Here is a 10,686-nt window from a genome sequence, read left to right on the forward strand (position 1 = left end):
CGGCCAGGTCAGGCCGACCAGATCCGCGGTGTGCGGCCGTGCCACGGCCGCGCGGCCTCCAGCTGGGCGGAGAGCGCGATCAGGGTGGCCTCGTCGCCGGGCCGCCCGGCGAGCATGACGCCGATCGGCCGGCCGGCGCCGTCGACGTGCAGCGGCACGTTGACCGCGGGCTGGCCGGTGACGTTGTACATCGAGGTGTAGGGCGTGAAGTCCACCATGGCGCGGTACTCCTGGGCTGGGCCGCCGGCCGTGAAGTGGCCGACGGGGACCGGCGGGCTCGCCAGGGTGGGGGTGAGCACCGCGTCGTAGGCCGCCAGGCGCGGAAGCGCGGCCCGGACCGCCTGCTGGAGGCCGGCGGCCGCGGTCAGGAAGGCGCGGATGGAGGAGCGGTCCGCCCGCTCCCGCAGCCACCGGGTGATCGGCTGGAGCCGGTCCTCGGCTCCGGGCGGCACCGGCGCCGCCGACGCCAGGCCCGCCCAGACCTCCTCGAAGAGGGCGAACAGCGTGTCGTCGAACGGGGTGTCGATCTCCTCCACGTCGTGTCCGAGGCCGCTGAGCAGCGCGGTAGCGGACTCGTAGGCGGCCAGGACATCGGGGTGCGGCCGCACCCCGCTGACCGGCGGCGCGCTGAACCGGGCGACGCGCAGCCGCCCGGGGTCGCGGTCGGCCTGCTCCAGGAAGGTCCGGCCGCCGGGGAGCGCGGGGGCGGTGTAGTGGTCCCCGGGGACGGACACCGCCAGGGCGTCGAGCAGCAGCGCCGCGTCGCGCACCGTGCGGGCGAGCGGGCCGGTGGTGGCGAGCCCGAGGAGGTCGGACCGGCGCGGCGCGGCGCTCACCCTCCCCCGGGAGGGTTTGATGCCGAACAGCCCGCAGACGCTCGCGGGGATGCGGATCGACCCGCCGCCGTCGCTGCCCTGCGCCACCGGTGCCAGGCCCGCCGCGACCGCGGCCGCGGCGCCGCCGCTGGACCCGCCCGCGGAGCAGGTGAGGTCCCACGGTGTGCGGGCGGGCGGCGCGATCTCGTTCTCGGTGTAGCAGGGCAGGCCGAACTCCGGGGTGTTGGTCTTGCCGATGAAGACGGCGCCGGCGTGGCGCAGCCGCGCGACGAACGCCTCGTCCTCCGGGGCCCTCTGCCCGGCGAACAGCCCGCTCCCCCGGGTCCAGGGCAGGCCGGCGACCATGTCCAGGTCCTTGATCGGGACCGGCAGCCCCAGGAGCGCCGGCGGCCGGTCGTCCGGCGGTCCGGACACCAAGCGCTGCTCCGCCAATCGGGCCTGCCGCCGCGCCTGTTCCGCGGCGACCGTTATGTAGGCGCCGACCCGGTCGTTCAGTCGCTCGATCCTGGCGAGGTAGTGCTCGGTGATCTCGACGGGGGAGAGTTCGCGGCGGCGGACCGCCGTCACCTGCTGGATCGCGGTGAGGTCATGGATCTCGGTCACGCGACGACCGTAGCCGCCCCGCCGCCTCTCTAGAGAGGTGGCGAAGGATGATCATTCCCCCTGTGGCGCGGTCGAACACGTGACAAACGTCCATCCCGGGGAAACGGAAGTGTGCGTTGTGATGGACTAGGAGAGCGTCTGAGATGCAACTACGCTTCTGGAGCGTGGAATCGGCAACCAGCGCCAAGAACGGCAAGACCTCGGCCGCGAAGCGGGCCGAGGCCGCGGAGTCGGGGTCGACGTCGCCCTTCGTCTCCCCCCGGGGCAGCCGCTCGCGTCCGCGTGACGGCAGGGGCCCCAAGGACACCGCCCGCGCCTCCTACCAGGCACTCGTGAAGCCCGGCGCCCCGAGGCGCTGGGCGGTCCGCGGCCTGATCGCCGCGGTGGTCGGGCTGTGCACCGGATTCCTCACCCAGGACTGGCGGATCGGCGCCGTCTTCGGCGTCGGGACGCTCGTCTTCTTCGTGGTGCGCAGCAGCCGGCAGTCCGACGTGCCGCAGTGGCAGCGCCCCTCGGCCGCGCAGCGGCGCACCGAGGTGCAGTTGCGGGTCATGGAGCGCCTCGGGTACCGAGTGCTGCACGCGCGCCGCATCTCCGACGGCAACGGCCAGATCGACCACTTCATCGTCGGGCGCCGGGGCGCGTTCGCGATCGACTCCGAGTCGTGGGACAAGCGGCTCCCGCTGCGCAACAAGCTGGAGAAGCTCTACCACGGCCGGTTCTCCAAGAACGAGCGCATCGACGAGGCGCTGGAGGAGGCGCGCAACGCCGAGCGGCTGATCAGCGCGGAACTCGGCCGCACCATCAGCGTCCGGGCGGCCCTGGCCATCTACGGGCCGAGCATGCCGTGGGACAGCCACCGGCTGCGCGGCGTCGACATCATCACCGGTACCAAGGTCCGCAAGTGGCTGCGCAGCGGCCAGGACCGGCTGTCGCCGGAGGAGATCGAGGAGATCCACCAGGCGGCCGAGCGGGTGCTTCCGCCCGCCTACTGATCCGGACAGCGCGACGACGGGCGGTGGTCCAACCACCGCCCCGTCTCACTATTCGAGCAATGGGTCTTCGTCTCCGAGACACGACCGGGTGGTGAAGCGGGCTACCATCGAGGGAACTGCACGTTTGCCGGACCCGGGTGAGGGGGACCGGCGGTCGAGGCCGACCCCGCGGAGCGGCGACTCCCGGCCGAGGCCGCCGGTCCGCTCCCGCTCCCGGTGTCCGGTACAGAGTTCGCATCGACGGGAGCTGACCCCATGCCCGCGCTTCGCTCACGCACGGTCACCCACGGCAGGAACATGGTCGGCGCTCGCGCCCTCATGCGCGCGTCCGGCATGGAGGCTGAGGACTTCGGCAAACCGATCATCGCCGTGGCCAACAGCTTCACCCAGTTCGTGCCGGGGCACGTCCACCTCCGCGAGGTGGCCGACGTCGTGGCGGACGCGGTGCGCGAGGCGGGCGGCGTGCCGCGGGAGTTCAACACCATCGCGGTCGACGACGGCATCGCCATGGGCCACGGCGGAATGCTCTACTCGCTGCCCAGCCGCGAGCTGATCGCCGACGCCGTGGAGTACATGGTCAACGCGCACTGCGCCGACGCGCTGGTGTGCATCTCCAACTGCGACAAGATCACCCCGGGCATGCTGCTCGCCGCCATGCGGCTCAACATCCCCACGGTCTTCGTCTCCGGCGGCCCGATGGAGGCCGGCAAGGTCACTGTCGTCAACGGGACTGCCAGCACCGTGCGCAAGCTCGACCTGATCGACCCGATGGTCGCCGCCGCCGACGAGAGCGTCTCCGATGCCGAGCTCAGCGTCCTGGAGGAGGCCGCCTGCCCCACGTGCGGCTCCTGCTCCGGGATGTTCACCGCCAACTCCATGAACTGCCTCACCGAGGCCATGGGCCTGGCGCTGCCGGGCAACGGCACGGTGCTGGCCACCCACGTCGCCCGGCGCAGGCTGTACGAGGAGGCCGGGCGGCTGGTCGTCACGGCCGCCCGGCGCTACTACGAGGACGACGACTCCTCGGTGCTGCCCCTGTCGATCGCCACTCCGGCGGCATTCGCCAACGCGATGGCGCTGGACGTCGCCATGGGCGGCTCGACCAACACGATCCTGCACCTGCTCGCCGCGGCGACCGAGGCCGGCGTGAAGTTCGGCCTGCCGGAGATCGACGCGCTCTCCCGGCGTGTCCCGTGCCTGTGCAAGGTCGCGCCGAACACCGACAAGTACCACATCGAGGACGTGCACCGCGCAGGCGGCATCCCCGCGATCCTGGGCGAACTGGCGCGCGCCGGCCTCATCGACACCTCGCTGCCCACCGTGCACGGCAGGACGGTCGGCGAGTTCCTCGACGCGTGGGACATCCGGTCGGAGAACGTGCTCCCCGAGGCCGTCGACCTCTTCCACGCGGCCCCGGGCGGCAAGCGGACCACCCGCGCCTACTCGCAGGACGCCCGCTGGGACACCCTGGACAGCGACCGCGCGGCCGGCTGCATCCGCGACGTCGAGCACGCCTACACCGCTGACGGCGGGCTCGCGGTGCTGCACGGCAACCTCGCCCCCGACGGCGCCATCGTCAAGACGGCCGGCGTCGAGGAGGAGCTGTGGACCTTCCGGGGCCCGGCGAAGGTGTTCGAGAGCCAGGAGGACGCGGTCGAGGGCATCCTCAACAAGCGGGTCGTCGAGGGTGACGTCGTCGTCATCCGCTACGAGGGCCCCAAGGGCGGCCCGGGCATGCAGGAGATGCTCTACCCGACGAGCTTCCTCAAGGGCCGGGGGCTGGGCAAGGCCTGCGCGCTGATCACCGACGGCCGGTTCTCCGGCGGCACGTCGGGGCTGTCGATCGGCCACGCCTCCCCCGAGGCCGCGGCCGGCGGCGACATCGCACTGGTCCAGGACGGCGACGTCATCAGCATCGACATCCCCAACCGCGGCATCACGCTGGAGGTCTCCGCGGAGGAGCTGGCGGCCCGCCGCAAGCGGCTGCTCGCCGAGCTCGGCGGCTTCCGCCCCCGCGACCGGAACCGTCCCGTCACCGCCGCGCTGCGCGCCTACGCCGCCATGGCCACGTCGGCCTCGACCGGCGCCGCCCGCGACGTCGACCAGCTGTCCGGCCCGCGGCCCTGACCGGCCCGCTGATCCGCTGAGGGGGCGCCGCGGTCGCGGCGCCCCCTCACGCGTGTGCGAGGCGGCGGTTCAACCTCCGCCGCAGCACCCGCCACCGCAGCAGCCGCCGCCACCACCGCCGGGGGGCTGGGTGGCGACTCCGCCGACGGCCACGGTGGACAGCAGTTTCACGGTGTCGTCGTGCCCCCGCGGGCACTCGGCCGGGTCGTTGGCCCGCGCCATGGGTCGGGACAGTTCGAAGGTGTCACCGCAGGCGCGGCAGCGGTAGTCGTAACGAGGCATGGCACCAGAATAGAAACACATCCCGCCCGGACGGGGAACCGTTCGCGGAGAGACCTCGCCATTCCTCCCATGTGAGCCGGGCGCGGAACTCGCGTCGCTCACCCCCATATCATGTAGAACGAGATGTTCTACAATACGGGGCATGGAGAGCATCCCTATCCGCACACTGAACCAGGACACCACTGGTGTCATCGCCCAAGTCGCCCACGGTGAGACCTTCGAGATCACCAACCGGGGTCGCCCGGTGGCCCGGATCGTCCCGGTGAACAGCGGCGAACTTGACGACCTGATCGAACAGGGCTGGGTCAGGCCGCCCACGTCACCTGCCGCGTTCACCCTTCCGCCAGGCGAACCCGCAATGGACGTCGATACCGCCGACATCGTCTCGGAGCTGCGCGAGGACCGTCTGTGATCTACCTCGACAGCGCGGCGCTGGTCAAGCTGGCGCGGACCGAGCTTCACTCCGCGGACCTGGTCGAATGGCTGGACAACCGATCGCCAGGTGAATCGCTCGCCGCGTCTTCACTGGTCCAGGTCGAAGTCCCCCGAGCGCTGCGCAGATCGGCCCCCGGACGCCTGAGGGCGGTCCCAGGCATCCTGTCGTCTCTGCACCTCATCGAGATGACGCCGGTCATCCTCGCCACCGCGGCCGCGTACGAGGATCCGAATCTGCGGTCGCTGGACGCCATCCATCTCGCCACCGTCGAGGTGCTCATCCAGCACAGCCGCACCGTTACGGCCTTTGTCGCCTACGACAAGCGGCTCTTGGACGCCGCCGAGGCGATCGGCCTGCCGGTGGCGGCTCCCGGGCTCTCCTGACACCGCGCGTCCCGGAGCCGGGTGGGACCGGTCCCGGCTCCGGGGCGCGCGGTCAGGCTGCGGCTCTCGCCATGTAGGGGGCCCAGAGCGGATCGCCGTGCTGCTCACCGTTGATGAGCCGCCAGTGCAGTCCGCGCGGGACGGTGGGAGTGACGTTCAGCTTCCAGCCCAGCTCGTCGAGGAGGCGGTCCGCCTTCCGGTGGTTGCACGTCTTGCAGGAGGCGACCACGTTCTCCCACACATGCGCGCCGCCGCGGCTGCGCGGGATGACGTGGTCGATGGTCTCGGCGCGCTTCTCGCAGTAAGCGCAGCGGTAGCTGTCCCTCCGCATGAGCGCCACCCGGGTCAGGGGCACCCGCCGCCGGTACGGCACCCGGATGTAGCGGTGCAGCCGGATCACCGACGGCACCGACAGCGCCGTGGTCGCCGAGTGCAGCACGGTGCCCGTGGCGTCACCGTGCACGACCTCGGCCTTCTCCCGCAGCACGAGCAGGATCGCCCGGCGCAGCGGTACGGTGGTCAGTGGTTCATAGCTGGCGTTGAGCAGCAGTACGTGGCGGCTGACTGTGGCGCCCTCCGTACCGCGCCCGGCGCTCATACCAGCTCCCGGGCCGGCGGCGTGCCGACCAGCCGTGTCTCGTCCCCGGCCAGCCTGTCGGCCAGCCAGGCGACCTCCCTGTGGACCGGCCGGACGGCCGGTACTGTCTGTGTTCCCACACGGACCTCCCGTGGGTGGTTCCCGCCGAGTAACGTCCCGCATTCAGTTTGCTTGGTCGGACCTGGTTACCGCCACCCCATTTACCGGGGGTGTCACCAAAACGACGCGGCGTGGTCCCGCCGACGGCGCCACGTGTTCGCCCGGAACCGCCCGGGCCGTTGGGCCCGGGAGGGCCACCCCGGCGCCGGATAGAGTTCATGCCATGCCTCATCGCCGTTACCCCGCCGCCGAGCGGCTGCCGTTGATCGAGAACCTGCACGGGCACGACGTCGCTGACCCCTACCGTTGGCTGGAGGAGGCCGGCGGCCGGCCCACCAAGGAGTGGGCGGACGGCCAGGACGCGCTGTTCTCCGAGATCGCCGCCGCGCTGCCCGGTCGCGAGTGGTTCGGCGCCCAGGTGCAGGAGCTGATGGGGGCCGGATTCGTCGGCGCGCCCGTCTGGCGCGGCGACCGGCGGTTCTTCACCCGGCGGACCGCCGACCAGGAGCACGGCGTCCTGTACACGGTGGAGCCCTCCGACGGCACGGAGCGGGTGCTGGTCGACCCGACCGCCCTCGACCCGAGCGGGGCCACGACGCTGGACTCCTGGCGCCCGGACCGCGCGGGCCGGCTGCTCGCCTACCAGATCTCCGAAGGCGGCGACGAGGAGTCGCGGCTGCGGATCATGGACGTCGCCACCGGCACGGTGGTGGACGGGCCGATCGACCGCTGCCGGTACTCGCCCATCGCGTGGCTGCCCGACGGTGAGGCGTTCTACTACGTGCGCCGGCTCCCGCCCGGCGAGGTACCGGAGGGCGAGGAGCAGTACCACCGGCGGGTGTACCTGCACCGCGTCGGCACCCCGGTCGACGACGACGTGCTCGTCTTCGGCGACGGGCGCGACAAGACGGAGTACTACGGGGTATCGGTGAGCCGGGACGGCCGGTGGCTGCTGCTCACCGCCACGAAGGGCACCGCGTCCCGCAACGACGCCTGGATCGCGGACCTGCACGAGACGGGCCCGGAGACGCCGCGCCTGAACGCCATCCAGGAGGGCGTGGACGCCGAGGTGTCGCCCTACGTGGGGCGCGACGGCCGGCTGTACCTGTTCACCGACCGCGACGCGCCGCGCGGCCGGCTCTGCGTGACCGAGCCGCACCGTCCGGAGTACCGGCACTGGCGGCCGCTCGTCGAGACCGACCCCGACGCGGTGCTCAGCGACTTCGCGATCCTGGACGGCGCGGAGCTGGACACCCCGCTGCTGCTGGCCGGCTGGCGGCGGCACGCCGTCAGCGAGGTCACGGTGCACGAGCTCGCCACCGGCGCCCGGCGCGGGACGGTGCCGCTGCCCGGGCTCGGATCCGTCGGCGGGCTGGTGGAGCGTCCCGAGGGCGGGCACGAGGCGTGGTTCACCTACACCGACAACACCACGCCGGTCCAGGTGTACCGCTACGACGCGCGCTCCGGAGAGGTCAGCCAGTGGGCCGTCGCCCCGGGCTCGGTGCCCCGGCCGGACGTGCGGACCGAGCAGGTGGCCTACACGTCGCGGGACGGCACCACGGTCCGGATGCTGGTGATCTCGCCGCCCGACCCGGCCCCGGGCCCGCGGCCGACGATCCTGTACGGCTACGGCGGCTTCTCCGTCTCGCTGACCCCGGGCTTCTCGGCCACCGCGCTGGCGTGGGTGCGGGCCGGGGGCGTCTACGCGGTCGCCAACCTGCGCGGCGGGCTGGAAGAGGGCGAGCAGTGGCACCGCGGCGGGATGCTCGGCAACAAGCAGAACGTCTTCGACGACTGCACCGCCGCGGCGGAGCACCTGATCGCCACCGGGGTGACGACCGCCGACCGGCTCGCCGTCATGGGCGGGAGCAACGGCGGGCTGCTGGTCGGCGCGGCGGTCACCCAGCGCCCGGACCTGTACGCCGCGGCGGTGTGCTCCGCTCCGCTGCTGGACATGGTGCGCTACGAGCGCTTCGGGCTCGGCCAGCTGTGGAACGTGGAGTACGGCAGTGCCGAGGACCCGGAGGCCCTCGCCTGGCTGCTCGCCTACTCGCCCTACCACAACGTGCGGGAGGGCGTGCGGTACCCGGCGACGCTGTTCACCGTGTTCGACAACGACACCCGCGTGGACCCCCTGCACGCCCGCAAGACGTGCGCGGCGCTGCAGTACGCGACGTCGGCCGACCCCGAGGAGCGGCCGATCGTGCTGCGCCGCGAGGCGGAGGTCGGGCACAGCGCCCGCTCGGTCAGCCGCAGCGTGCGGCTCAGCGCCGACCAGCTCGCCTTCCTCGCCCGCCACACCGGTCTGGAGGTCCCGGCCGAGTGACGCGGCGGCCACCGGGGGGAGCCGCCGCCGGAGCGGCGGGAGCGGGTCCGGATGCGGACCGCTCCCGCCGCTTGGCACAATCGGGTGCGGACAACGCCGACGAGGGGGGACGGAGCACCGTGGCACAGGTCGCGACGGAGACCGGGACGGACGGCCGCACGGCGGCGGACGGGCATGGTCAGCGCCACGTCCATCTCGCGCAGGTCCGGTTCGCCGACCTCGATCCGCTGAACCACGTCAACAACGTCCGGATGCTGACGTACCTGGAGGACGCCCGGGTGGCGTTCCTGCGCTGGGACGTCGACCCCGAGGGCGCCCGGTTCGGCGGCCTGGTGGTCGCCCGCCACGAGGTGGACTACGTGCGCCCGCTCCAGCTGCGCCGTGAGCCGGTCCGCGTGGAGACCTGGGTGACCGAGGTGAAGAACGCCAGTTTCACCCTGGCCTACGAGATCCGCGACGACCGGCGGCTCTACCTGCGCGCCACGTCGGTGCTGGTCGGCTTCGACCCGGAGACGCAGCGCGTCCGGCGGCTCGACGACGCCGAGCGCGAGCACCTCGCCGGCTACCTGCGGCCGGCCGGCTGAGCCCCGGCGCCGTTCCCGCACCACGGGCGCTCATCCGGGTCCCGCTTCTCCGGAACCAGCGGAACCGGCGCCGCTGCCCGCGCCGCCCTCGCAGACGCCGGTCGAAGGACCTGCGGTCCTGGCGACGGGGGTGCGGAGCCGATGCCCCTGCTTCCCGACCGCCCCTGACCGCAGCGTCAGAGGGCGCTCCGTGGTACGGCCGGACGCCATTCCCGCAACCGGGCCCACGGGCGCCCGGAGTGGCGCCTCCTACCGCCGCCCCGGCCCGCCGCCCCGGTCCGCCGTACCCAGGCCGGTCCCGTCGTCGCATCTCGGCGGGCGGCCGCCACGCGGGTCCCCGGGAGGCGGGGCGGGTGACCAGCGGGCCGTCCACGTGGCCGAGTCAGGGGGAGCGCGAGGTGCCGACCAGGTCGGAACCTACCGCGTCCTCCCGCGCGGCTCCCGGAGCTGGCGGCCCGGCCGATCCCCGCCGCGGCGCACACTCCTGCCGCACGGAGGGCGTGGGCGGGCGGGAACGGCCCGGGGAGTCCCACGGCGTACGGCCTTCCGCGCCGTCCGAGGCCCTGCCCTAGACGGGTAGTTCCGATGCCTGGTGGGTGTCCGGGCGTGAAGAGAGGGCGTCCAAGACCATGCTGTGACGCAAGACCTGAACACGCCCTCCTGACCGCACTCAACGTCAAGACCGACGACGGACTGGAGGTGGAGCGGTGCACGGGACACCCGCCCCAGCTCACCGACCCCGAGCTGCTGTGCCTGGCCGTGGCCCAGGCGCTGGTCGGCTTCACCTCCGAGGCCCGCTGCATGCGGTTCGTCCCGGTTCTCCTGGGCACTGCGCCTGTTCCCGGTCCGCACCCCCGCCGGGATGCCCGTCCCCTGGGCCTTGGCCAGCCCCAAGGCCGACGAGCGCGACGCCTGGGCCGCGATGCTGGAGGCCGAGCCGGACCCGGCCGCCCACCCGCCCGGGCTGCTGCCGACCGCCGACAAGGACCTCGCCTCCCGGGCATTCCAGGCCGAGCTCCGCACGCGGGGGACCACGCTGCCGCAGCCCCCTTCAGCGGCCCTCCTGCAAACGCGAGCGGGCCCGGCCCGGCGAGCACCTGCTCAAAGGGGTGCGGCAGTCGATCGCATCAGTCAACGACACCCGTCGAAGGTCAGCTCGAACCCGGAGCGCCACGGCGGGCGGACCTTCGAAGGGCGTCACAGTCCGGGTCGGCCAGCGGATCCCGGCCATGGCCGCGGCGATCCGGCACCACCACACCCGCGCACCCGTGGCCACGTCCCCGATCGCCTACAACCACCCACCACAAAGGAACCACTCGTCTAGATGATTGAGTCCGATGTCTGAGGAGGTCGCGGACATGGCGAAGGGTGCCCGATGGTTAAGTCGTGACACGAAACCTGGACACCCTTCTCACCG

10 protein-coding genes and 1 pseudogene are annotated in these 10,686 nt (G+C 72.7%); 7 read left to right on the forward strand and 4 right to left on the reverse strand.

The features are described 5' to 3' along the window. Window positions 1-8: 8 nt before the first annotated feature. Window positions 9-1,439 carry an amidase gene (locus DEF28_RS09745; protein WP_114397746.1) on the reverse strand — a complete coding sequence of 477 codons (1,431 nt, stop codon included), beginning with the start codon at window positions 1,437-1,439 and terminating at the stop codon, window positions 9-11. 164 nt (window positions 1,440-1,603) lie between these two features. On the opposite strand from DEF28_RS09745, the gene DEF28_RS09750 reads away from it, so the two are divergent. Both DEF28_RS09750 and ilvD read left to right on the forward strand, forming a co-directional pair. Continuing rightward, complete coding sequence (locus tag DEF28_RS09750; RefSeq protein WP_374058113.1) at window positions 1,604-2,434, forward strand: nuclease-related domain-containing protein; 831 nt, start codon at window positions 1,604-1,606, stop codon at window positions 2,432-2,434. 255 nt (window positions 2,435-2,689) lie between these two features. Continuing rightward, a complete protein-coding gene (gene ilvD / locus DEF28_RS09755; RefSeq protein WP_114397748.1) occupies window positions 2,690-4,561 on the forward strand; it encodes a dihydroxy-acid dehydratase in 1,872 nt (623 codons plus the stop codon). A gap of 69 nt (window positions 4,562-4,630) precedes the next feature. Here ilvD and DEF28_RS09760 read toward each other — a convergent pair whose 3' ends face one another. Further along, window positions 4,631-4,843 (reverse strand): FmdB family zinc ribbon protein, encoded by a 213-nt coding sequence (locus DEF28_RS09760; RefSeq protein ID WP_114397749.1) that lies wholly within the window; start codon window positions 4,841-4,843, stop codon window positions 4,631-4,633. Between the two features lie 142 nt (window positions 4,844-4,985). Between DEF28_RS09760 and DEF28_RS09765 the strand changes: the two genes are divergently transcribed. Both DEF28_RS09765 and DEF28_RS09770 read left to right on the forward strand, forming a co-directional pair. Next, window positions 4,986-5,255 (forward strand): type II toxin-antitoxin system Phd/YefM family antitoxin, encoded by a 270-nt coding sequence (locus DEF28_RS09765; RefSeq protein WP_114397750.1) that lies wholly within the window; start codon window positions 4,986-4,988, stop codon window positions 5,253-5,255. Continuing rightward, window positions 5,252-5,662 (forward strand): type II toxin-antitoxin system VapC family toxin, encoded by a 411-nt coding sequence (locus DEF28_RS09770; protein WP_114397751.1) that lies wholly within the window; start codon window positions 5,252-5,254, stop codon window positions 5,660-5,662. Before DEF28_RS09765 ends, DEF28_RS09770 begins: the two co-directional genes overlap by 4 nt. 52 nt (window positions 5,663-5,714) lie before the next feature. Here the strand turns inward: DEF28_RS09770 and DEF28_RS09775 are convergent, their stop codons facing one another. Together DEF28_RS09775 and DEF28_RS28795 are read right to left on the reverse strand one after the other, a co-directional pair. After that, entirely contained in the window at window positions 5,715-6,260 is a 546-nt protein-coding gene (locus DEF28_RS09775; RefSeq protein WP_114397752.1) for an HNH endonuclease, read from the reverse strand. Further along, window positions 6,257-6,379: a hypothetical protein gene (locus DEF28_RS28795; RefSeq protein WP_258861877.1), complete on the reverse strand. Its 123-nt coding sequence runs from the start codon at window positions 6,377-6,379 to the stop codon at window positions 6,257-6,259. Before DEF28_RS28795 ends, DEF28_RS09775 begins: the two co-directional genes overlap by 4 nt. A gap of 203 nt (window positions 6,380-6,582) precedes the next feature. On the opposite strand from DEF28_RS28795, the gene DEF28_RS09780 reads away from it, so the two are divergent. The 3 genes and pseudogenes from DEF28_RS09780 to DEF28_RS29190 all read left to right on the forward strand — a co-directional run. Further along, entirely contained in the window at window positions 6,583-8,685 is a 2,103-nt protein-coding gene (locus tag DEF28_RS09780; RefSeq protein WP_114397753.1) for a prolyl oligopeptidase family serine peptidase, read from the forward strand. A gap of 119 nt (window positions 8,686-8,804) precedes the next feature. Continuing rightward, window positions 8,805-9,269, forward strand: a complete 465-nt coding sequence (locus DEF28_RS09785) for an acyl-CoA thioesterase (RefSeq protein WP_114397754.1) — start codon at window positions 8,805-8,807, stop codon at window positions 9,267-9,269. Window positions 9,270-9,903: 634 nt separating this feature from the next. Next, a pseudogene (locus DEF28_RS29190) lies at window positions 9,904-10,085 on the forward strand (IS982 family transposase); the annotation flags it as partial. Window positions 10,086-10,686: the final 601 nt, after the last annotated feature.

The organism is Marinitenerispora sediminis, assembly GCF_003336425.1.
Taxonomy (GTDB): domain Bacteria; phylum Actinomycetota; class Actinomycetes; order Streptosporangiales; family Streptosporangiaceae; genus Marinitenerispora; species Marinitenerispora sediminis.